Annotated in this window: 17 protein-coding genes; 12 read left to right on the forward strand and 5 right to left on the reverse strand. The window is 41.4% G+C overall.

Features of this window, described 5'->3' with window-relative positions; translation table 11 throughout:
- Positions 1-4: 4 nt before the first annotated feature.
- From BMW86_RS30905 to cas2, 7 genes are read left to right on the forward strand one after another with little or no spacing between them, the layout of a single operon-like run.
- Complete coding sequence (locus tag BMW86_RS30905; protein WP_089787588.1) at positions 5-577, forward strand: hypothetical protein; 573 nt, start codon at positions 5-7, stop codon at positions 575-577.
- Positions 577-2,715, forward strand: coding sequence for a CRISPR-associated helicase/endonuclease Cas3 (locus BMW86_RS30910; RefSeq protein WP_089787590.1), 2,139 nt, complete (start codon positions 577-579; stop codon positions 2,713-2,715). Before BMW86_RS30905 ends, BMW86_RS30910 begins: the two co-directional genes overlap by 1 nt.
- Positions 2,716-2,725: 10 nt before the next feature.
- Positions 2,726-4,030, forward strand: coding sequence for a hypothetical protein (locus BMW86_RS30915; RefSeq protein ID WP_089787592.1), 1,305 nt, complete (start codon positions 2,726-2,728; stop codon positions 4,028-4,030).
- A 20-nt stretch (positions 4,031-4,050) separates the two neighbouring features.
- Positions 4,051-5,100, forward strand: coding sequence for a CRISPR-associated protein Cas7 (locus BMW86_RS30920; protein WP_089787594.1), 1,050 nt, complete (start codon positions 4,051-4,053; stop codon positions 5,098-5,100).
- Positions 5,101-5,151: 51 nt separating this feature from the next.
- Entirely contained in the window at positions 5,152-5,679 is a 528-nt protein-coding gene (gene cas4 / locus BMW86_RS30925; RefSeq protein WP_089787596.1) for a CRISPR-associated protein Cas4, read from the forward strand.
- Positions 5,680-5,698: 19 nt separating this feature from the next.
- Positions 5,699-6,703, forward strand: a complete 1,005-nt coding sequence (gene cas1b / locus BMW86_RS30930; protein ID WP_089787598.1) for a type I-B CRISPR-associated endonuclease Cas1b — start codon at positions 5,699-5,701, stop codon at positions 6,701-6,703.
- Positions 6,704-6,967 (forward strand): CRISPR-associated endonuclease Cas2, encoded by a 264-nt coding sequence (cas2, locus tag BMW86_RS30935; protein WP_089787600.1) that lies wholly within the window; start codon positions 6,704-6,706, stop codon positions 6,965-6,967.
- 2,630 nt (positions 6,968-9,597) lie between these two features.
- Here the strand turns inward: cas2 and BMW86_RS33410 are convergent.
- The 4 genes from BMW86_RS33410 to BMW86_RS30945 form a co-directional block, all read right to left on the reverse strand.
- The gene (locus BMW86_RS33410; protein WP_410492578.1) at positions 9,598-9,828 is read right to left on the reverse strand and encodes a hypothetical protein; all 231 of its coding nucleotides are present in this window, start codon (positions 9,826-9,828) and stop codon (positions 9,598-9,600) included.
- On the reverse strand, positions 9,809-10,090 hold the full coding sequence (locus BMW86_RS33415) for a hypothetical protein (RefSeq protein ID WP_410492579.1): 282 nt from the start codon (positions 10,088-10,090) through the stop codon (positions 9,809-9,811). The genes BMW86_RS33410 and BMW86_RS33415 overlap by 20 nt, the downstream gene beginning before the upstream one ends.
- Positions 10,091-10,639: 549 nt before the next feature.
- Positions 10,640-11,464: an endo alpha-1,4 polygalactosaminidase gene (locus tag BMW86_RS30940; RefSeq protein ID WP_089787602.1), complete on the reverse strand. Its 825-nt coding sequence runs from the start codon at positions 11,462-11,464 to the stop codon at positions 10,640-10,642.
- A 123-nt stretch (positions 11,465-11,587) separates the two neighbouring features.
- Positions 11,588-13,795, reverse strand: a complete 2,208-nt coding sequence (locus BMW86_RS30945; RefSeq protein WP_089787604.1) for a hypothetical protein — start codon at positions 13,793-13,795, stop codon at positions 11,588-11,590.
- Positions 13,796-13,973: 178 nt separating this feature from the next.
- On the opposite strand from BMW86_RS30945, the gene BMW86_RS30950 reads away from it, so the two are divergent.
- Positions 13,974-14,171 (forward strand): hypothetical protein, encoded by a 198-nt coding sequence (locus tag BMW86_RS30950; RefSeq protein WP_089787606.1) that lies wholly within the window; start codon positions 13,974-13,976, stop codon positions 14,169-14,171.
- Between the two features lie 315 nt (positions 14,172-14,486).
- Here BMW86_RS30950 and BMW86_RS30955 read toward each other — a convergent pair whose 3' ends face one another.
- A complete protein-coding gene (locus tag BMW86_RS30955) occupies positions 14,487-15,251 on the reverse strand; it encodes a DUF4476 domain-containing protein (protein ID WP_089787608.1) in 765 nt (254 codons plus the stop codon).
- Between the two features lie 76 nt (positions 15,252-15,327).
- Here BMW86_RS30955 and BMW86_RS30960 point away from each other — a divergent pair, with 76 nt between their 5' ends.
- The 4 genes from BMW86_RS30960 (at position 15,328) to BMW86_RS30975 (ending at position 24,888) form a co-directional block, all read left to right on the forward strand.
- Positions 15,328-15,843, forward strand: coding sequence for an alpha-ketoglutarate-dependent dioxygenase AlkB family protein (locus BMW86_RS30960; protein WP_089787610.1), 516 nt, complete (start codon positions 15,328-15,330; stop codon positions 15,841-15,843).
- A gap of 290 nt (positions 15,844-16,133) precedes the next feature.
- Positions 16,134-18,191 carry a S8 family serine peptidase gene (locus tag BMW86_RS30965; RefSeq protein ID WP_089787612.1) on the forward strand — a complete coding sequence of 686 codons (2,058 nt, stop codon included), beginning with the start codon at positions 16,134-16,136 and terminating at the stop codon, positions 18,189-18,191.
- Positions 18,192-18,205: 14 nt separating this feature from the next.
- The gene (locus BMW86_RS30970; protein ID WP_089787614.1) at positions 18,206-21,589 is read left to right on the forward strand and encodes a DUF6603 domain-containing protein; all 3,384 of its coding nucleotides are present in this window, start codon (positions 18,206-18,208) and stop codon (positions 21,587-21,589) included.
- Positions 21,586-24,888, forward strand: coding sequence for a hypothetical protein (locus BMW86_RS30975; RefSeq protein WP_089787616.1), 3,303 nt, complete (start codon positions 21,586-21,588; stop codon positions 24,886-24,888). The genes BMW86_RS30970 and BMW86_RS30975 overlap by 4 nt, the downstream gene beginning before the upstream one ends.
- Positions 24,889-24,892: the final 4 nt, after the last annotated feature.

Raw genomic sequence — 24,892 nt, forward strand, 5'->3', positions numbered from 1 at the left:
TCAGATGACTTATTACATAGTAAAGTATTCCGGGGCTTTCGGATTCATCAAGCCCTGGACAGCCGTGCGCGATGGTAAGACTTTCAGTCAGCAGTTTTTAACTGCGTCAACGGTTGAGGGGATTGAAAAGAAACTATTTCCTGAAACGTTGTTACATCCCGGAATAACAAAAATTGCACGTTATAAACTGTCTTATTCTTCGATCAGTGTTCAACAGGAAGTAACCCAGACAAGGGGGTGGGAATATAAAAAGCAACAGGCTTTAATGGTTAGAAACCGATCCATTTTAGAAAGGGGGATAATGATAGAACCTTTATTACATCTTGCTTTTCTGAATTTGGATGATGCTAACCGGATTAATGATCAGCATATATGTTTATGCCGTAATGAGGACATTCTGTTACCAGATCCAGAAGTTATTCCGATGACTGAAGAAGAGTTTAATTTATTGGATGGGTTTGAGCTGCGTTTCGGAGAGGCTGATGAAGGTTTTCTTACAGGATTTAACCGGTTTAACAATGTCGTACCCATGTATGGAAAACTGGAAATTAGTGGTAATCCTGTAAAGAATAGCTAATGGGGAAATGGGATAATATTTTAGCTAAAAGTGAGCAGCATGGAAGGATGTCGCTTGAGCAGCATTTGAGTGATGTAGCAAATATTGCGGTGAAGATAGCTGCCAGTATAGGTTTAGATAAGGAGATTGCCTATAAAGGAGCCATTTTACATGATATAGGAAAAGCAAGTACGCAGTTTCAGAAAACATTAGCTAAGAATTTTAATCGGCCACCAGGTTTTATATTCAGACATGAGATCGCTTCTTTATTCTTCCTTTCGCTAATCGAAGAAAAGAATAAGCCTGCAATAATTGATATGGTGGTGGCGCATCATAAGTCCATCTATAATGATGCAGGAGGAATGGGACTTCTTGATCTGATGGATTCGACTAATGATTGTTTGGAAAGACATTTAATTGATTTTGAATCCTGGGTACAGGATGCATTAGATATCCTACATCATTTTGGTTTTACAGTAAAACCAATAACCAGGGAAGAAGCGAGGAAAAGTTTTGATGAAGTTGTTGAGTATTGTGATAATAGGAATTACGGTTATTCAAAATGGAAGGGATTGTTAATTGCTGCAGATCATCTGGCCTCAGCAATGGATAGCGAATTATATAAAATTTGGGATCAGCTCTTTATTAAACCGGATTTAGGTTTTTATTATAGGACAGGAGAACTTTTTCCACTGTCTTTAATTGCGGGGAATGATACCCGGGCCCATACATTAGTGACAGCACCTACTGGTGCAGGGAAAACTGATTTTTTACTTAAACGTTGTAAAGGCAGAGTTTTTTATACACTTCCGTTTCAGGCTTCTATTAATGCTATGTATGAAAGGATAAAGAAGGATTTGAGTAATACCAATGCTCAGATTCATTTATTACATGCAGCTTCTGCGTTAAAGATGGAAGGGAAGCAAATTGAAGAGAAAATATTACAGCGACATATAGGAGCTTCAGTCAAAGTGCTGACTCCTCATCAGCTGGCCTCTCTTGTTTTTGGAACAAAAGGTTATGAGGCTTTAATCGCCGATCTCAATAATTGTGATGTCATCCTGGATGAGATACATACTTATTCTGAGACAACACAAGCGATCGTTCTTAAAATCGTAGAAATACTTTGTTCGCTTAATTGCAGGGTACATATAGGGACTGCAACAATGCCGGCAGTATTATATGATCGTCTGTTGAATATTCTTGGAGGGAAGGAATGTGTGTATGAAGTTACATTATCTTCTGATATACTGGATTCATTTAACCGGCATATTATCCATAAGGCGGATTCAATAGAAGAATTGTCTGAATTGATTGAAGACGCTGTTGAGGAAGGGAAAAAGATACTGATTGTATGTAATCGTGTGGTACGATCACAGGAGTTATTCAACATGTATGAAGATAGGTATCCGGATATTGATAAAATGCTTATTCACAGCAGGTTTAAAAGGGGGAGAAGGAGTGAGCTGGAAACCAGGTTAAAAGAGGAATTGAATGAAAGTAAGGAAGCATGTATTGTAGTAGCTACGCAGGTTGTGGAAGTAAGTCTGGATATTAGTTTTGACCTTATGATTACGGATGCAGCGCCTATTGATGCTTTAATACAAAGATTTGGTAGGATAAACAGGAAAAGAACCAAGGAAACGATTGGTCATTATAAACCGATTTACGTTTTAAGGCCACCTGAAAGTAAAAATGATGCACTTCCTTATGAGCTGGCCACTTTACAGCGTAGCTTTGAAGTATTGCCTGATGGAGATTTGTTAGAAGAGAGAAAACTACAGGAATTGATTGATAAGGTATATCCTGAGATTGGGTTTGTTAATATTGATCTTAGTGCTGTTTTTAAAGAGGGACAATGGCGTATAAGAGAGCTTTGGCATCATCCCAAATCAGCCTTGCTTGAAATACTGGATATTGATTCGGCCACCTGTATAGTAGAAACGGATGTGGACAGCTATAATTCCGCAGGTTATGCAGAGCAGAGTAAATTAGAAATTCCGGTCTCTTATAATGCAGTAAAATTTAATCATCTGGAACAACTAAAAATCGGAACAAAACCTTTTGTAATTCCTTCAAGAGCATATTGTGAGGAGATAGGATTTAAAGCAGCGTATGCAAAGGAGGAATTTTATGATGTAACTCTTCGTTTTTTATAAGCAAAAAAGTATGATAGCAACTAACATCGGGAGAATATTCCTAAAAGCCTATAATCAAAAATATAAGTGTTCGTATAGCCCCAGGGATTTTTTTGCAAAAGTTTATTATGAAATGTTTTTTAATCATAATAAATATATGATGACAGGTGGTAATTCCTCGTTTGAAAACCCTAAAATAAGCTGGGACAAAATGAGGTCTGGGAATATTCCTTATGAAACGTCTGACAGGCGTTTTGAACGGTTTAATACTTTCGTAGAGAAGGCTGCAACTGCCATGCCTGATGCCAGTATCGCAATTGGATATCCTTCCTTAGATATTACAGCAACAACATCAGGACAAATAACCAATCTGAACGTTTCTTTAAATCAGGATGATGTTTATCTGTCATGGATAGGAAGCGGTTTAGGTGTAGGTGTTCAGGGAGGAATATCAATTCTATTTGATAAGCCCGCATTACTACTGGATATTTTTGAGGGTTGGAAGGTTTATCGTGATTATCTCAACCAAACGCCGCAATTAAGAGGTAACCAGATTACTACCTGGAATGGACAATGGATTGCACATCGGTATGATGCACATACTTATAGTGAATCTGATGTAACTGCTGGTTTAAACTGTTTAGGCTCAATGAAGGATGGAGGACTGGAAGTAAATACAAAGTCATGGGTGAATATTCTGATTGGTATTTGTAAGACTTATCCGGATACACAAATAACAGGTTATGTGTATAATATAGGGCAAACTAATACGACTATTGGCTTTATTCCTTTTAAACTTCCTCAGATAAAGAGACCTTTTGAGCTTTATGAGAAATATTTTGGTGGCACAAAAAAGGAGGAAGCGGAAAACCTGTTTGGTACTGCATTTGGTTTTGAAACGGCTTGTCGTATGGGATCAATAGGTATTAATGCAATGGAACCCAAGGGTCTTAAGGAGTATATCAAGGAGGGAAAAGTTCCTGTTTATAAAAAAGAGGATGAAGAAAAGAAAATAACTTTTAACACTTATCAAATCTGGCTATTAGCAATGCTTAACAACGAACAACTATGGGAGAAAGCGCAACATTTTGCAGCTTCCCTGAATCAGTACGCTTTAAGTAGCGACAAAGGTAAAACGGATAAGTCTAATCATGTAAAGGATGTTTTATCCTCTGTAAATAAAAAACAATTTATAGAGAAGCTCATTGATGTCATAGAAGGTGCTAAGGATAAAACAAATTATATGGAAATGGCTCAGTTGATTAACATAATGCCTTCCGATAATGTTCCTTACTTTCTAACGCTTATACGTTTTCAATTTGCAGCAATCAGTTAATAAATTAATAAAGATAAAAAATGAAACCTTACATCTATTTAAGAGCATTAAAACATGCTGAGCATACTGTGTTTGGCGTTCAGGAAGGGCAAAAAACATATTACGATGCACAGTTTGGGCAGTATTGTGCTTATTCAAGCGGGCAACAGGTGAAACGTTCTATTCTTGAAGATTTGACTTCAAATCTGAATGTATCCATGGCTCCTGTAACATTCAATTATAATATTAAAGGGAAACAATTGGAGAATAAGGAACCATGGTCGCCATGTGATCCTAATTATGTTGACCAACTTATTGGTGGCTGGATGAGGGCAGGGGATGGCTTGACTGTTAAAAGACGTAGTCCGTTGTCAATATCTGCTATGCGTCCGTTACATCCTTTATTGTCTGGTACGGTAAAAGAGAACCTTACGTTTGATAGAAGTAACCGTCCTGATGGTAATCCGGTAAATGTGAGAATGGGAGATAAGTTATTAACGGAGGAAGAAATAGAAGATTTCTTAACCAAGAATGATCGTACATTACCTCGTCGTAACTGGATACCTGATAATAGAAGAGCGCAGGGACTTTTTGTATATGATATTGCCATTGATTTAAGAACGTTATTTTCCGTATCAGTTAATCAACATGAGCCAGAGTTAAGCAAGGAGAAAATTGAGGACCTTACATCTAAAGGATGGATATCGGGAGAGAATACATTTGGTAAATGCCTGATAATGCCAAAGGCAGAAAGAGAAAAGATAATTCCAGCTCTGGCAAGTGCTTTATTAAACTGGCGTATTACCTCTAACCAGGCCCGTACATTTAGTTTAATGGAAACGCTGGCAGTGGCGATTAGCGATAATGCAAGTACTTTGACTGGGGCTATACGTGCCAAGTTATCAGAAGAAGGGGAGAAACAGAAGGCAAAGCCTATTATAGATGAAACTGCGGGTGCTGAATTGTTTATTACATTACCATGTTCCGGTTACATTAATACGGTTAATGAAAGTGCAGATGCATTACAGCAGGCACAGGAGAAACTTATTAATGTAATGATGGAGTTTCCGTATGAAAATCAATTGAATTAAATAGTAAGGTGAGATGGTCAATACGAACATCTCACCTTTGTTTATTTTACCATGATTACTACTGCTACCTGTATTAACTACTATCATATTTGTCATCGTAAATTGTGGTTATTCTCTAATGGCATTCGTATGGAGCATACATCTGATACGGTGTATGATGGTAAATTATTACATGACAGAAGTTATCCTCAACGGGCGGAGAAACATACAGAGATTGAAATTTCAGCAATTTTCAATGGCTTTGAATTATCTGGCAAAATAGACTTTTATGATGCGAAGGAGAAGGTAATTCATGAAATTAAGCGTAGTGATAAAATAGAGGATGCTCATGAATGGCAGGTTAAATATTATATATGGCTGCTTGAACTGAACGATATTACCGGTGTACGTGCTACTCTGGAGTATCCTAAGCTGCGGAGTACGCTCGACGTAATATTAGAAAATAAAGACAGGAAATACCTGACGGATATTATCCCTAAAATTGCGTTATTGAAAGAAAGTGAAGAATGCCCTTTGAAGATCAATAGTAAAATCTGTAAGAATTGTAGTTATTATGACCTTTGTTATGTTGTAGAATAGCCTTGTTATCCTTCCCAAAATGAAAAAATCATATTATCTTTTTAATCCTGGGCGCATGAGCCGAAAGGATAATACGCTGAAATTTGTTCCGGTAGATGAAGAAGGAAAAGAAGGGATTCCCAAATACATCCCTGTAGAGAGCGTAGACAATCTTTATACTTTTGGTGCTTTGGATGCCAACAGCGCGTTATACAACTTCCTGGGTAAAGAACAGATCAGCGTTCATTTCTTTGACTACTACGAACATTATACCGGTAGCTTTATGCCTAAGGAATATTTGTTAAGTGGTAAAGTCCTTATCGCACAAACAGAATGTTACTCTAAGCCTAAAAGACGAATGCCTGTAGCCAGGAAATTTATTGAAGGGGCTGCCTTTAATATGGTGAAGAACCTGCGTTATTATAATAATAGAGATAAGGATACTACTGCACAAATTGAGAAGATTGAAGTTCTTTCTCTGCAAATAGAGACTGCTGAAGATATAGAAACTTTAATGGGAATAGAAGGTAATATCCGGATGTCATATTATGAAGCGTTTGACCTGATCATTAATGACTTTGAAATGGGTAATCGTGTCAAACAACCTCCTTCTAATGAGGTGAATGCAATGGTATCATTTGTTAATATGATGTGTTATACGCTTTGTCTGGATATGATTTATCATACACAACTTAATCCTACCATCAGCTTTTTACATCAACCAGGATATCGTCGTTACTCATTAGCCCTTGATCTCGCCGAAATATTTAAACCAATATTGGCGGATCGCTTGATTTTTTCTTTGCTCAATAAAAAAATGATTGGTAAAGGTGATTTTGACCATACACTTAATAGTTGCCTTTTAAAAGATAGTGGCCGGAAGAAGGTAATCAAAGCCTGGGATGAACGTCTGCAGGAAACGATAAAACATAGATCTTTAGGTAGGAGTGTTAGTTACAAACATCTTGTGAAACTGGAATGTTATAAGCTGGTGAAACATATTTTGAGCATAGAGGAATATAAACCGTTTAAAGCCTGGTGGTAGATGTATGTGATTTTAGTATATGATATAGAAGAGAGACGGGTCAGCAAAATGCTGAAATTATGTCGCAGATACCTGAACTGGATTCAGAATAGTGTATTTGAGGGAGAGCTAAGCGAAGTGAAACTTAAAGAATTGCTTGGTGAAGCTAAAGGGATTATCAATAAAGATAAAGACAGCATTATTATTTTCAGTAGCCGTCAGGAGAAATGGTTGGATAAAATGGTTGTTGGCAAGGAGAAAAATGAGCTGAATAATATTTTGTAGTCGTCGAAGAGGCTTTTGTGAGGTTGTGATTGTTAAGATCTTTGACATTTTGGAATTAAACCATTGATTTTGTTAGCTTTGGGGATGTTGTCGATGTCTGGGGGGAATTTTATTATTGTATATCGACGACTTTTATTGTTATAAGAGAGGAAAGCGTATCTTTGTTTATGGCCCTTTTAGGGCTTTTTTTATGGCCGGTTTAACGGCTTCCAATTGTACCATAGAGGAATTGAAACTGGCCTGCTTTGTGAAGGGATATTTTTACGCCTGCTTCCAATTGTACCATAGAGGAATTGAAACCTACAAACAAAACAGACGAACTGGATCGGTATGGACTTCCAATTGTACCATAGAGGAATTGAAACATAAACCTAAGTTCGTTAACCTGTTTAAAGCAATCCTTCCAATTGTACCATAGAGGAATTGAAACTAGTCTTTGAGGTACATTTTAACGCTGGTTCACCTACTTCCAATTGTACCATAGAGGAATTGAAACACGGACGACAGAATGTTTTACCCCTGTAAGCCGGATACTTCCAATTGTACCATAGAGGAATTGAAACACCCGGCCAGGATAGTAGTCCTGGCCATTATCTTTCTTCCAATTGTACCATAGAGGAATTGAAACATAGAGAGAGGATTAAATCATTCTCACCTTTAAATTCTTCCAATTGTACCATAGAGGAATTGAAACGGGAATGCAGGATCTTTCACCCATAATAATATAAGCTTCCAATTGTACCATAGAGGAATTGAAACTTTAGTGCAGGCGGTTATCCCGGCGGCTACCCTGGACTTCCAATTGTACCATAGAGGAATTGAAACTCATCGTGAAGTATGGCAAACACTGGTTTGCGATAACTTCCAATTGTACCATAGAGGAATTGAAACTATTGGGAGGGAAATCAAGAAAGCGTCGTAAGCAACTTCCAATTGTACCATAGAGGAATTGAAACCTCCATCCACTATACCGGTAGCAATGCCAACACCCTCTTCCAATTGTACCATAGAGGAATTGAAACCATACTACACAATCGTGTTTGATCCTCTTTTTAGTGACTTCCAATTGTACCATAGAGGAATTGAAACTCCATCTGGCTTAATAAGATCAACGCAGTTATGAAGTCTTCCAATTGTACCATAGAGGAATTGAAACGGTCTATAATTCGATTTAATTTTATACAATGAATGTCTTCCAATTGTACCATAGAGGAATTGAAACATAGATGATGAGTCGGAAAACGATGACGGTTCGCTACTTCCAATTGTACCATAGAGGAATTGAAACTAGGTGAGCTTGTTGACTGCTGTGTGACTAATAATCCCTTCCAATTGTACCATAGAGGAATTGAAACGGCCCGTCCAATTAAATACTAACTATTCCCAAAAAACTTCCAATTGTACCATAGAGGAATTGAAACTTCTATCAGCTGGGCAACAAAGCTATCGGGATCAGGCTTCCAATTGTACCATAGAGGAATTGAAACCAAAGGGGTTTTCAAGGATTCAGATATGTAACAGAACTTCCAATTGTACCATAGAGGAATTGAAACTTGAAATAGATATCGCGCACTGCACCTGTAGTTCCATCTTCCAATTGTACCATAGAGGAATTGAAACAGAAAAACAAATAGCTGATGAAAAAGCTCTTAGGCAGCTTCCAATTGTACCATAGAGGAATTGAAACATGGGCGTGAAAAGAGTAGTGCTTTGTGTGCCTAAACTTCCAATTGTACCATAGAGGAATTGAAACCTATGCGGAGATTGATTAATATCTGATACTCCACTACTTCCAATTGTACCATAGAGGAATTGAAACTCGTCTGACACCTGATCCATGTTACGATACCAAACTTCCAATTGTACCATAGAGGAATTGAAACTGTATATCGCTGCCATGATTTCTTTATCGATAAAGCCTGCAATTGTACCATAGAGGAATTGAAACCAGGATTAAGGGTTTGTAAAGACAGATAAAAAGTTACTTTCAATTGTACCATAGAGGAATTGAAACAACACCATAGCAGTGAAATTACTAGATGGGTCCCCACTGCAATTACACCATATAGGAATTGAAACTTAGATATCACAGAGTGAAATAATTTATTGCGGCTATCTTTCAATTGCACCATATAGGAATTGAAACAAAAATGAGAGGCATAGACAAAATCTAACGAGTTTTCGTTCAATATGTACCATATAGGAATTGAAACGAATTGGTAAGTAGTTCTATATTGTTCTCTTTAAACTTTCAATTGTACCGTAGAGGAATTGAAACAGCAACTACGATCTGCGTTACATCATCGAGTACACACGTTCAATTGTACCATATAGGAATTGAAACTCTGCTCATACCTGCATTCAGATATATCATCCCTCCTTTTAATTGTGCCATAGAGGAATTGAAACACGCTAACGTCCGACATATAAGACAATTGCGCCTGGGCTATCAATTGTAGCATAGAGGAATTGAAACTATTATTTTTAATGCTCTCATGTTTACTTTTTTAATCTATCAATTGTAGCATAGAGGAATTGAAACCAATTTATTGTAGTAGATAGCATTCAATACTGGAACACTTTTAATTGCACCATATAGGAATTGAAACATCACCGTTCCTGCCAGTATTTTAGTAGCTGCGCTCATCTTTCAATTGCACCATAGAGGAATTGAAACCTTTACCCATGTCATGCACCGCACCGCCGCCAACGCCTGCAATTGTGCCATAGAGGAATTGAAACCTCTTATAGATCACGTATTGAGCAGCACTGGGAAGCTTTTCAATTGTACCATTGAGGAATGGAAACGTATTACTGTAACTAGTGTTCCTATCGCCAGTGTTATCTTTTAATTGTACCATAGAGGAATTGAAACTGATTAAGACTGCAACGTTTTAAAAGATCGTCATCTTTCAATTGCACCATAGAGGAATTGAAACCTTTACCCATGTCATGCACCGCACCGCCGCCAACGCCTGCAATTGTGCCATAGAGGAATTGAAACCTCTTATAGATCACGTATTGAGCAGCACTGGGAAGCTTTTCAATTGTACCATTGAGGAATGGAAACGTATTACTGTAACTAGTGTTCCTATCGCCAGTGTTATCTTTTAATTGTACCATAGAGGAATTGAAACTGATTAAGACTGCAACGTTTTAAAAGATCGTCGACTTTCAATTGCACCATAGAGGAATTGAAACTCCGGAAAGTTAATTGAGTAGTCCAGCCCGTTAGGTCTTTCAATTGCAGCATAGAGGAATTGAAACACTGGAAAGCAATATTGCCATACCTGGGATACTCCACTTTCAATTGCACCGTATAGGAATTGGAACATTACAGACACAAGTGATATAACATGAATAATTTTAATTGTACCATGGAGGAATTGAAAAGATTCAAGCATCATAGAACTAAATGCAGGAAGGAATGTCTTTAATTGCACCGTATAGGAATTGAAACTGTATCTATAACAATAAAATACACACTATGCAAAACTTTCAATTGCACCATAGAGGAATGGAAATAAAGGATGGATGCGCCGTAAAAACAGCAAGACTTCTTTCAAGTCCACTACAAAAGAATGAAAGCTTTATTACAATTTGAATTATAACCACGTGCTGTACTATAGAATAAAACAGGCAATCAAATTATTGATCGCCTGTTTTAATTGCTTACTGGCAAAAATAACTCCACTTATCCAAATCCCTTTTCTTTAGCACTGCACTAAATTTCTTTGTTTTTGCTGCAGGGCATACCGTAGATTGAAACTTCGCCTGCGTCATTTCGTCTGTGTATTCTGTTACGAAGACGGGTTTGTTTTTGGTGATGTAGGGTAGCATATCGTCCTGCCAGCCCTGGTCGAAGGCGTCTTCGGTGAGTGCCCAGTCAAAGGAAGAGGAGAAGTCGTCAGTAAGTTCGGAGACGTTCTTCTGGCCGATGCCGAGGCCCATGGAGTGGGCGAGAGTGATGAGATAAGTGCAGAATGCTTTGGTGTCTGTGATAGAAATGTCGAAACCGGTTTCGTTCTCGTATGCGTCGAGGTTATCCGGTTCGATGGCGTCGAAGCCTTTTTGTCGGATCATGGTGAAACGGGATATCAGCCATGGTTTCATGCTGTCTAGGTGGCGGATATCCAGCCACCTTTCGTCTGGCCATTCAGGATAGATTTTACCGATGACGGAGGGTGGGAGAAGAGCACTATCCGGACGGTAGTTTTCAAGCGTACCGACGGAGACGTAAGCAATGACCATCTTGCCTTTAGCATGTAAGGCATCAACCGTAGCTTTGGTAGTTTCAAAAGCATCCACGTCTACAACGTCTGTAGTGAAAGTGTCTGTGGATGAAATGTTCGCCAGGTCCCAGTCGAATGTGACACCGGCAACAGGTTGCCACCAGGTAGCAGCATTCTTTTCAGGATCAGGGACAGTGGTAGTAGTAGACGTTTTACTGCAGCTGGTTAAAAGAATAAGACCAGCAATAAAATGCATAGGTTTCATAAGATAAGTAAATCGGTTTTATAAGAATCGGTTTTTATAAGATATGTCGGGGCAAAGATATAAAAAGATATAAAAAAAGTAACCCCGGCAATTACGCCGAGGCTACTAAACTAAAAAAAACCACTACTTGTTAGGACATACATCAGTTACTGAGAATCCTACTGCTTTTATACCATACCATGGGAACAAAGTAGAACTGTCCCTGATAACACGTGAGTGTGCGTATATACTTACGGTATAGCCGCAATTATCCAAACCGGAAACATTCAGGCTCCATGCTGCATTACCATCACCATCATCGGCATTATTTCCAAGGTTGCCTATATCACCGGCATTTGGCAATGCATCGTAATAACGGCTCACCGGACTAGGTACAACCCCATGTGTATGAGAGGTAGGTTGCAGATCAAGTCCCCATGATGCAAAGTATGGATGTACTGCCCTTAAATGACCACTTATAATGTTATTGGAAGGTGTCTTATCATAGCAATGACAATCTCCGCCATCAATTACCAGATCGAGTGTTTTGGTGAAATCGACAGTTGGTGTGGCGAATGGATTGATGCTCATGTGTACGTTACAGATAATGAGAGAGAAAACATCCTTCACTATTTCATTGCCATTCGCATCTGTATGCGTAAAGCGGATGGTGTAGGTACCATCATCCAATCCGTCTGTACTCCAGCCGGCGAGGTAGTTGGTTTCGTTATAGAGGCCAATAGCAGGATTCGCCTTATATATGTACCAGCCGCCAACAGCAGATTGATTATCGCTGAATTCGAGGTTCGGATTAGGTGTGAAATCGATCATTGGGAAGCTCTCCGTACTGGATACGGAAGCATAAGTGCTGTCTGATGCGCCGTATTTCTTATACTCGATCTTGTATTTAATGATACCATTGAAACCGTTGCGGTCAATGAGACCATTGAAGCTCACCCAGCCACCGTAAGGACGGTTGTTGTAGGAGGTTGGGTTGGTGAGGTCGGAGTTAACGAGGAAGGTGCTGGCACTGATTAAATCACGGTCTACACCTCCGACGAATGTCAGTTCTGCATCTACAAAAGGTGACTGGCTCGGACGGATCTGTACTACTGCATCTTTACGGTTACCCCAGGTATTGAGCAGGTTGGGGTTGGTCGTAGATGGAAGCGACTGCCATGACAATACCGCACGGATACGGATTATATTCGGCTGGGTACAGCTCTTAATATGGCCTTTCAGGTTAATAGGCAGGTCTATATTATAATAGAGACCATCAGCAGGAATATTGTCGATATCATGTACCGTAATGCTAGAAGTACCCAGGTATTGATCGAATGTACCGTTATTGTCCCAGTCGGCCCAGAAAGCTACGTGTTCCTGTGAACCAGCATGACAAAGATCTCCACTGAAACCACTGTTTTTCTTGATCTTTATTACAGCACCGAGGGTATCTAATGCCGTATTTAAGCCTACACATTGCAGTTCTTCGAAAGTTACATCTGCCTGGCCAACAGGTTTCAGGATGAGCTCTGCAGCAGCCTTAAAATCGATTTTTAACTTTTGGATATCATACAGGTTATAACTGGCGGCCTGTACAAATTTAGTACCGTTAGCAATAGCGGGCGCAATGGAAGAAAAGAAGGTACGGTGATCCGGAACACCCGCACGTTTGTAGGCCTTATAATAGGTCTCTATTGGTGGTAAAGGCGGAATCGGAATGTGTACCTGTTCTTTAAGATCGATATTCGCCAGGAAATCCGGTTTCTCTTTTACGTTCAAAGCAGTAAAGATATCACCCCACAGGATGAAACTTCTGCGTTTCAGCTGAATGTTCACATCTTTTACATTACCATAATATGGCACCGCATTCGGGTTAGAAGAAGGGATCGTATTCCATGACAATACTGCACGTACAGTAGGAATAACTGCTGTCTGGCAATTGAGGAATTTACGGTACTTTTCATCATTGATGAATAAGTGCGTCATGTATTTGAGGGGATGTTGAGGACCGGGAGGAGCCTCTGAAATGTCAGCTACTTTAAAGCTGGAATAACCCATGTCCTGGAATCCGCTGCCATCTTTGAAATCTACAAAGAAACGGACGTATTCCCTGGAGCCGTTAGTGCAAAGTCCGCCGCTGTAGCCGGTAGACTGTTTAATACTGATAATAGCTTCCAGCTTGCCTTTTTCGGGACTGTAGCCTACACAGGTAATTTCTTCCCAGTAACTGATACTGTTGTTAATCTGAATGTCCTGTGAGAATACTTTGCTCAACAGGAAGGTCTGCCGGTTGAAGAGGAGTTGTGATAATTGTTCCGGAGACTGATCGGGAATTTTTAAACTTTCCATAATGTTGTTTTTGGAGGTAACTGATAATAAAATTGGGGTAATTGGACACAAATTTAGAGGGGATATTAATGAAAGCGTAGAGTATTAATACTTCATCCATTACGTAGTTATACGTTTTTTCACAAATGATTTTTGTTTTTCCAGGTGAAATCCTGCACTTTAGACAAAATATATTAACATGATTTACAAAACATATGTGGCAGAAGCAGGGAACGGAGCAGAACTTACAGAGAAGCTGGATGCTTTCTTTGCGGCCAATGAAGGGATAGAGATATTATCAACGGATCAGTCTCACGGGGCTTCTATATTGTTTACTATTATCTATAAACAACCAGCTGAGAAAAAGCAGGTGGGTGGTTTTACAAGGAGAGAGTAGTTTTATCTCAAAGCTTCATCAGGAGTTCTATGCTGGCAACAAAACATAATAGGTTCCGTTAGGAGCCCCGTGTTTGTAGAAATTGATTATAGCATCAAACCAGACTCCGTTAGGAGTCCCCTATATCCGATTTTAGGGGACTCCTAACGGAGTCAATTTTTGTTGTTTATTATGTTGGCTACAAACACGAGGCTCCTAACGGAGCCGAATTTGTTAGAGCGGATTTTGCTACATGGAGTTCCTAACAGAGCTTTTTATTTAAGCGAATACTAACGGAGCTTTTGCTTTGAGCGAATCCTGGTGGATCTTTTTTATTTATCTGAAGTTCTTTATATAATCAGCCAGATCTTCTTTAGTTCTCGAAAAACTGAAGACTTCGTTAATCGTGAAATAATTATTTCTGTCTAATGTTCTGGCATAAGCATATTTAGCAAAGTCCAGTTTGCGATCTTCGAATGCGAATAGTTTAACGAGTTCTTTTACCTGTGCAGTAGTGAAATAGTTGTTATCAGCAATCTGCTGGGCTACTGTCATACGGGTATTATCAAAGCTTTCTTTACGGATAGCTTCTTTGGCCATGGCAAAAGAGTTATCGGACATTTGCTGTGGTGAGCGGGGGGTATTATTCCCATTATTATTGTTACCAGGGCCAGGACGGTTATCATGATTATCCCAATCTTTTCCGCCATTCCCACCATAACCGCCATTTCCACGATCTATATTATCATAATAATCTCCTCTTGTTAAAAGCTGTTCATCTACCAGTGTCTTACCAAACCTGTTCACTACTATATCCGTATAATACTGGGATTTTATCAGCAGATTAGCATTATACACCTGTTGTCCATAAGCAGTATTATTCCATCTCTCTTTTTTTACAAGGAACAACTTTACAGAATGATAACCAGGAGCCAGGTCTTCTATAGTCAGTGAATTATCCTGACAAATATAATTCCTGTCATCAATCACGGCACGTATGGCGCCATTGCCAACCATCGTAATACTTAATTTACTCTGTGCCTGCAAGGCGGCAGAAATAGTCAGGAAAAGGCATAGTAAGGAGGCATAACTAACTTTCATGATATAGGTTTAGGTATTAAATAAAATTTATATGCTAAAGTAGTCCTTTTACCTGATTTATTGTTAATTTGCGCAAATGCATGGAATCAGGTACATAGGCGAATTTATCAGCTCACCCGAAGATCTTTTCAGATTACTGAGAGATAATGTGATATGGGATACCAGGATGGTTGCACGAAGAACGGCCAGTTTCGGCGTTGCTTATAATTATTCTCAGATCCATTATCCTGATACACCATTCATTCCTGAGCTGATCAATATCCTGAACAGGATTGATGATGAACTGGGTTTTGAACCTAATAACTGCCTGATTAATTATTACCTGGATGGAAGTTCAAAAATGGGATTTCATTCAGATCAGATAGATATATTAGAAGAGGATACAGGTATTGCGATTTTATCAGTAGGAGAAACGAGAACGCTTCGGTTCAGAAATATACAGGACAAAAATGAAGTAGTTGATTTTGAATTACCTTCCGGATCATTGATCTATATGACACAGGAAGTACAGCATGTATGGCAACATTCCATCCCTTCTGCGGATACCAATGAAGGCAGGATGAGTCTCACCTTCAGGAAAATGAAATTGTAATAAAATTGTTGATTATATCAGATATTTAAATTAATTTACTTTTCATATAACACGCAAAACCTTATAATCGAAAGTACATACCCCAAAGGATTGATTGCATAATACCCCAAAAGATCCACCAGCAGAATCTAAGAATCAACAAAGATTTTACCCCAGAGGAATAATAACGCCATTGAATGATTCGGCTATGAACACATAGTACAACATTGTTTTTATATCATCATAACTCTCACTGCCGGAAGAATCTTCCGGTGAAGGATTACTTTATTGTTTAAGACCTTAAAAAATAGATGATGGAACCTGTTTGGTCAAAGTTCGATAATGTACTTACCGATATCTACAGTACTTATCTGGCAATTAAATCCAATCCCGTTACTCCCGGACAATACCTGCATGCTGTTTTAAAGAATAACCGGGAAGAAATTTTCCTTAGACTGCAATACAAAGGTAACTTGCAAGAGTTAGAAGCAATTGGCTTTAAAACGATTTCCGTTGAAAGAGAAGGAGTAGCAAAAGGTCGTGTGATGTATGAACGGCTGGGAGATTTGTCGGCTCATCCTGATGTAATAAAGCTGGTATATGGAGAAGAAATGCACCCAAGTATAGATACCAGTACACTGGAGATACTGGCAAGAGGAACTACGGTTGGCACCGATTGCGTATGGTCTGTAGCGCCGGCTACCGGCGTATTTACAGGGATGACAGGCGACGAGGTAGTGATAGGTATTATAGATACCGGTATTGATTACAGGCATGAATCTTTTCAGAAAGAGAATTCTACAGATACCAGGATTTTCAGGATCTGGGACCAGGGCTTAGTACCTGTTGCCGGAGAACATTCTCCCGCTGTGGGATTATTATCTGCAGGGCCTACTTATGGTGTTGAATATACTGATGCTAATATTAATGGAGCGCTGGCTACGCCGGCTACTTTCAATGTACGTACGCGAGACTGTAACGGGCATGGTACACATGTAGCAGGCATCGCTGCCGGTAATGGCAAGCAGAAGAACTTTTCATCAGATCCCCGCTTTACATTTACCGGTGTAGCGCCAAAAGCAACGCTGGTCATTGTAAAGATGCTTTACCCGGAGATTGATCCCGGTGTCGATTCGGAAACGCGTTTTAAAGATGCTATTACTTACATCCTACGTGTTGCAGGTGCCAGACAGGTAGTAATTAATTGTAGTTTTGGCCATGATACAGGGCCACATGATGGCCTGGTGGAAGATGGTATAGATGGGCAGGAGATATTCCTGGAAACTACATTTGCCGCGGCTACCGGTAAGATCTGTGTGTTTTCGGCAGGCAACAGCGCCAGACACAGACAGCATGCTATTATTACAATACCTGCAGGAGGGACTATAGAAATACCCTTTGATTTAGATGATCCCCGTAACCCCAAAAGCAGTTTTAATACCTGCGTCACAGTGGAGAATACTTTTCCGCTGGGACTGGATTTCTGGTACAATAATAGTGTGGCAGGCGTAACCCTCAGCATGAAGCAACCTCCTCCGGATACCGCTTTTCATCCCGTTGCCGGGGTAGCAGTGGGAGCTGCTTTATTCAATTATCCTACCGCTTTAAATAAGGAGTTTTCGATCAAGCATATTACTACAAATGTTACGCGTAACGGAAGTCCGCTGTCGCGCAAAAACATCGCTGTTACGATCTTTCCTAATGGACTTTTGCATCGCTTAGGCCGTTATACGGCTAAACTTACAGGCCCGGTTGGCGCCGTTATCCATGTATGGTGCAGACAAGCCAAAGGATATCAGATAATGCTGGCCCCGGATGGGGCTTTACCTGCCGGGGTAAACGTGACGGATGCCGGTACGATATGCGCGCCTGCACATACACCCAGTGTAGTGACTGTAGGTGCTTATGATGATACGGATGGTCATATGGCCTGCTTCTCCTCACAAGGGCCGTTAGTAGATTACTCAGGCTCGGGTGTACTGGTAGCCAAGCCTGAATTATCAGCGCCCGGTGTGAAGATCTGGTCTGCCAAAAGTTATCATACAACAGGGGGGCTCTGGGCGGATCTTCTATTTACCCTACGTGACTTCGTTGGTGGATACGTGCAAAAAGGAGGCACCAGTATGGCGGCTCCGCATATTGCAGGCGTAGTAGCGCTGATGCTGCAAAAAAAACCTAACCAGACGCTGGCCCAGATAAAAACCGCTTTACAATCCACTGTACGCGCCCGTCCGCAGACATTCCCTGCAGCAGAGCCTTGTCCACGAACAAGTACAGTTGCATTGCCAGTCACTCCGCCGGTATCTGTAGATATAGCCGGCAGCGGTAAGGTAGATGCAAAAAGTGGATGGAATTCTATTGTACCCTAAGAAAGCATTCAATTATGGCTGGAAAAGATACTATCGTACGCATCGCCACTTCCCTGGCTAAAGCACTGGGTGGAGGGGCTTCCTTCTTTGATGATTTCTCTACCCAATCACTTGGACTGAAATTACCGGATGCTGTGTTACAGACAGCTGCGGTGACCAGTGCGCAGCAACAGGGATCGTTTGCTGCTAAAGCATTGATCAAGGCGTCTACTGACTTGGAAACCGCCGTGGCGGCAGATGATACAGCTGCTATCATTAAAGCCATCTTTGATCTGGGACAAAACCTGGTGGCTTATTTCTCTGCTATTGGCAATCTGGTATCTGGTGTTTCAGGCAGTATCAATGCCGGTACTATTCCTGATAGTAATGACCGCGCAGCTGCTATTGTACTGATAGGTATATTGGGAAAAAAGATTGCCGATGGTATTATTATTTCCGCCATTGAACAGTCTGTGCCACAGGTGATGTTCGGACTGAAAATATTAGGTCTGGCCGACTGGCAGTTTACACCAGCAGATACAGGTAATAACCTGAGTAATGCCTATGTGAAAAAGGGATTATACCTGGAAAGAATTAAAGGTCTGATCAGTGATCCCGCCAAACATTTCAAAGATACTGTGAAATGGGGAGATCCATCTTTTGATCCTACAAACAGCTTTAACACACTGGCAAATTTCTTTGATGATGAAGATTCAGTAGCTGTAGGCATGGAAGGCACCGATCCTTATTTTGAATATGGGAATTTCCGTGTACGCCGCCTCTCCGGTGGATTACAATTCGAATTTAAACTATCCTTTACAGAAAGCGTTGGCGCCAGGATAAACCTCAATGATCAATGGGGTATAGGCTTCACCGCCCGCTTTGGTCTGGACGGCCAGATAGCGTTACAGGTGTCTCCTCCTCTGAACTTTGAACTGAAACCGCCCGGTGCAGATGTATCCGGTGATATAAAGCTCTTCTTCGATCGTAACGAATCTGCCAGACCCTTTGACATCATTAGCAACAATGGACTGGTGAACCTCTCCGCTACTAATATATCAGCAGGTGTAGGATTATCCGCCAGTTGGGACATAGCGAAGAACGCTGCTATCATAGAACCGATGATCTTTGCCGAGATCACAGGTGCTACGTTACGCATTGGCTCCTCAGACGGAGATGGCTTCATCGCAAAACTACTCGCCAGTGCAGATATAGAAGGCAATTTCGACCTGGGCCTGGAATGGCTGGCCAGTAAAGGACTACGTGTAAAAGCCAGCGGCGGTATAGAAATCGCCCTGCCTATACACAAGCAGTTAGGCCCATTGGAAATAGATACGATTTACCTGGCTTTAAAGATACTTACAGACGGAACGCTGTCTCTGGAAGCTTCCGCCGGATTTAAGGCCATGCTGGGGCCCTTATCGGCCTCTGTGGAGCGTATAGGTGCGAAGATAGACTTCTCCTTCTCAGATGGTAACAGTGACAAGTTCGGGATGTTTAATGTAAGCCCGGGCTTTAAACCACCTAATGGGGTAGGTCTGGCCGTGGATGCAGGCGTAGTGAAAGGCGGCGGATATCTCTTCCTGGATTACGATAAAGGAGAATATGCAGGTGCTTTGGAATTAACATTCAGTGAGATAGTATCCCTCAAAGCCATTGGTATTATCAATACTAAAATGCCGGATGGTACGCCGGGATTTTCTTTACTCATTATCATTTCAGCGGAATTCGGTACCGGTATACAACTGGGCTTCGGCTTTGTATTACTGGGCGTAGGTGGCTTACTGGGACTTAACCGGAGAATGAACCTGCAGCCTTTGGCAGAAGGTGTACGCAGCGGTGCGGTAAACGGTATCATGTTCCCGACGAACATCGTAGCGAATGCGCCCCGCATTATCAGTGACCTGCGTACTTTCTTCCCGGTAGAAGAAGGGAAATTCCTGATAGGGCCAATGGCTAAACTGGGATGGGGAACACCGGCACTGGTGACGGTATCATTAGGGATCATTATCGAGATCCCCGGTAATATCGCTATCCTGGGTATTTTAAAAATAGCCCTGCCAACAGACGAAGCCGCGATATTAAAACTACAGATCAATTTCATAGGTGCGATAGAATTTGATAAAAGCAGGCTCTGGTTCTTTGCCAGTCTGTACGATTCCCGTATCCTCTTCATTACGCTGGAAGGTGAGATGGGCTTACTGGTAGCCTGGGGTAGTGATGGTAATTTCGTGGTGAGTGTAGGTGGTTTCCACCCTGCATTTAATCCTCCTCCTTTACCATTCCCATCTCCTGCAAGACTCTCCCTCAATGTACTCAATGAGGACTGGGGAAGGATACGTGTAATGGCTTATTTTGCGGTTACTTCCAATACCGTGCAGTTTGGCGCAAGAGCAGAATTATACTTCGGATTCAGTGCGTTAAACATAGACGGACATATTGCGTTTGATGCGTTATTCCAGTTCTCACCTTTTTATTTCATCATATCATTATCGGCTTCTCTGTCTGTAAAAGTCTTTGGTATAGGACTTCTGAGTGTAAGAGTGGAAATGTCGCTGGAAGGACCTACACCTTACAGAGCAAAAGGAACAGGTTCAATCTCCATACTGTTCTTTGATGTAGATGTTGACTTCGACTTTACATGGGGAGAAACACAAAATACGGTACTGCCTCCGATAGCTGTTATGCCACTGCTGAAGGCCGAATTTGATAAACTGGTAAACTGGAAGGCACAATTACCGGCTGGTAATAACATCCTGGTATCACTGCGTACAATAGATGCAGCAGCAGAACTGGTATTACATCCGGTAGGTACATTGCAGGTAAGTCAGCGTTATGTGCCGCTGGGACTCACACTCAATAAAGTAGGTACACAGAAACCCAGTGATGCAAAGATCTTTACTGTTAGCGCCACAGGACTGACTAAAAAGAATGACGTACAGGAAGCATTTGCGATGGCGCAGTTCCAGGACATGGATAACGCTATCAAATTATCCCGCCCGTCTTTTGAACAGGAACCAGGCGGACTGGAATTGTCTGTCGCCGGTCATTCTGTAGCTAGTGGTAAGGCAGTGAAACGTATTGTACGGTATGAATTAATAGTGATAGACACCAACTACAAACGCTTCTTACGTCGCTTCTTCAATTTCTTCAGTGGTGTACTGTTTAATCATTTCTTAAAAGGAAATGCGGTAGCAAAATCTGCGCTGTCTATGAAGAACAGCAAACAATTACAGCCTTTTGATGAGAAAGTGCAGGTAGTACAAGGCGCTTACGCTGTAGCCAGTGTGATGAATAATAAAGCAGTAGCCACTTTTGCCAGTGAAGCACAGGCAAGGGAATATATGCAGGGGCAGAGCGCTAATCTACAGGAAACATTACATGTTATTCCACAACACGAATTAAACACCGCAGCATGAGCGAGACTATAGCCACATATACTTTTCTCCCCTGGCTACGGCAAGGCGTAGCTAACAAGATCACTGCGGCGGATATGGACCCTGCCGTAAAAGTACGTGCTACCATCAACGTGGCATTAAAGATCGACGGGGATGGAGGAGCTATTACAGAAGCGATCTCCAAAGATATACAACTGTATGGCCCGGGAGATATCATAGGGATTGATTCAAAGGCTATCGTGAAAAATGAACCACATAACTGGATCACTAATTTTGAGCCTAATTATCTGCCTTATATTGAGTTTTACGATGAAGATTTCCCCTGGAGATATACACCTGCAGCGCCAGATACTACGCGCGACAGACTACGCCCGTGGATAGCGCTGGTGATTGTAAAAGAAGGGGATTTTGAAGAGGGCAAGAATATACAGGGAAAACCATTGTCGTTTATCACGGTGGATAATGCGGCTACTAAATTCCCGCCCGCAGAACAATTGTGGGCCTGGTCGCATGTACATGTAAGTGATAGCCTGATGAACGAGATATCAGGTTTACCAGCTAATAAAGATCAGATCCTGAATAATTTCACCCAGAAGGTAGGGAGCAATCCTGATATCGCCAGCAGCCGTATCATGTGTCCTATCAAACTGGAAGAAAACACGGCTTATCACGCATTTTTAATTCCTTCATTTGAAACAGGCAGATTAGCAGGATTAGGCAAGAGCATGGCCCCCGCAGATATACCTGCTCCTGTACATGCTACACTTTCTGCCTGGGCAGATTATACCGGTAAGGATGAACCATCCAGCTTCCCGTATTATCATCGCTGGTATTTCAGAACAGGATCAGTAGGGGATTTTGAATACCTGGTAAGACTGCTGCAACCCAGAGCGGTAGATAAAAAAGTTGGTCGTAAAGATATGGATGTACAGTATCCCGGCAGTAACCTGCGCGGGATCTTAACACCGGAACTGGGTGGTATTCTCAAACTGGGTGGTGCTTTACAGGTGCCATTTGATACGATGACGCAACCGGATAAAGATGAAGTAACGAAATATGAGAAATGGGACCAGGTTCCTGCTTATCCGGTAGCATTTCAGAAAGACCTTGCCGAGTTTATCAACCTGGCAGATGATTACAGTACTACTGCGGCAGCTACTGCCAACAATGCTACTTCACTGGACCCTGCTATTAAATCAGATTGTGATCCGCTTATTACGGCGCCGTTATATGGCCGCTGGCATGCACTGGTAAACCGTTTGCTGAAGAGTGGGGATACTGATAATGAGAACTGGGTACATCAACTCAACCTTGATCCGCGTTTTCGTGTGGCCGCCGGGTATGGTACCAAAGTAATACAGGATAACCAGGAAGATTATATGAGCGCTGCCTGGAAACAGGTAGGAGATGTACTGGAAGCAAACCGTAAAATGCGACTGGCGCAACTGGCTAAAGCCGCATCCTGGAGCTGGTACCAGAAGCAATTTGCCCCGATGGTACAAAATCCGGATGACAGGGCATTACAACTGCTGGCCCCTGTACAGAAAAGAGTACTGGACAGCAACATGACGGTATACTATCAGGTGAATAAAAGCCGTGTAACCTCCTCTGTTGTATCTTCTCCGATGCGTAAAATTATGCGCCCGGGAGGAAGAGTGGTGAAAAGGCTTTCATTCACAGCAGCAGTGACACCTACGAATCTGGCACAGCGTATAAATGATGCTGCCGTAGTGATAGCGCCGCCTAAAGTGATCCCGGCCAGCTTACCTACTCCGCAACAACTGGGAGATGCAATAGGACCTAATGTGCCACCATTATTAGTGTCTACATTAAAGACTTCCCCCTGGATAAGGATTGTTGCTTTATTACTGGCGTTGTTGTTTATCATCCTGATGTTCTTTATACCTATACTGGGTATATTGGTAGCATTACTGATAGCCTTCTTCATTCTTTCCGGCAAATGGAAGAAACAACTGGATGCTACAGAAGCATTGACAAATCAGACACCTGCTTCGGTGGATACATTGCCTACCAGTCCGGATTTTGTACTCAGTAAACCCAGTGATCAGTTCAGACCTTCTAAAGGTCCTGCTGACAGCAAAGAAGCCGTAGTGTATAAGATCGCATTGAAAGATGCGCTGAACATGCTGGAAGTGACGAAACAAAGCGGACAGGTAACAGAAAGACCCAGAATTAATTTACCTGCTATTGTAGATGTGACTTTCAAAGGCATCAATCCTGTATTAACTATTCCCCGCCTGATATACAGCAGTGTGCTGATCCCTGAAAGGATACGTGTAATGCTGGCAGAAGAGTTTACAGAAGTATGGGCTTATCCTGAAATAGATGTTCCCATGTATAAACCACTGGCGAAAATATCCTCAGAATTATTCGTTCCCAATATCAATTTTATCAGTGAAAATACGATCTCCTTACTGGAAACAAATCAGAAATTCATAGAGGCTTACATGGTAGGATTAAACCATGAATTTTCAAGAGAGTTATTCTGGAGAGAATATCCTACAGACCAGCGGGGTAGTTATTTCCGGCAGTTCTGGGATGTGAGCAGTTTCTTTGATGGCAGTGTAACAGACCCTGTTGCATTGAAAGAAAGATTACGCGATATTCCCCCCATACATACCTGGTCTAAACAGTCCAAACTGAGTGATCATGATAACCGCGAGGCATATGGAGATAAAGATGAGGAGCTGGTACTGGTGATCCGTGGAGAATTATTGAAGAAATACCCTAATGCGGTGATCTATGCACACCAGGCTAAATGGCAGCTGAACGATGATGGTACGATTAATAATAAAGTAGAAAGAGAGCTGGTAACACTTACACCTGCTCAGGAAGATAAGCCACCACGTACAATTGTTAAATCACCCCTGTACGAAGCTAAAGTAGACCCCGATATTTATTTCTTCGGATTCGATCTGACTGCATTGAAAGCAAGAGGTGGTACAGGTGAAACAAATGCGGACCTGAATAATGCGGGATGGTTTTTCTGTATCAAGGAACGCCCGGGAGAACCACGTTTCGGATTAGATATAGATAAAGATACTACGCCTAATGTATGGAATGATTTGTCGTGGCAGGATGTATTACCAACCGGTTCTTTTATACAGATAACAGATGCAACCCCTACGATAACTTTAAGCCCGCTGGATGTCTCGGACAATGAAAAAACAGAGCAGCGTGCAGATGACAATTTCGTTTCCTGGAACAAGGATATGAATGCGGCAGAAGTGGCTTACATTCTTTATCAGGTGCCGGTGCTGGTAGCAGTACATGCATCTGAAATGCTTCCCAAACCTTAATACA

The sequence above is a fragment of the Chitinophaga sp. YR573 genome, assembly GCF_900110995.1.
Lineage (GTDB): Bacteria > Bacteroidota > Bacteroidia > Chitinophagales > Chitinophagaceae > Chitinophaga.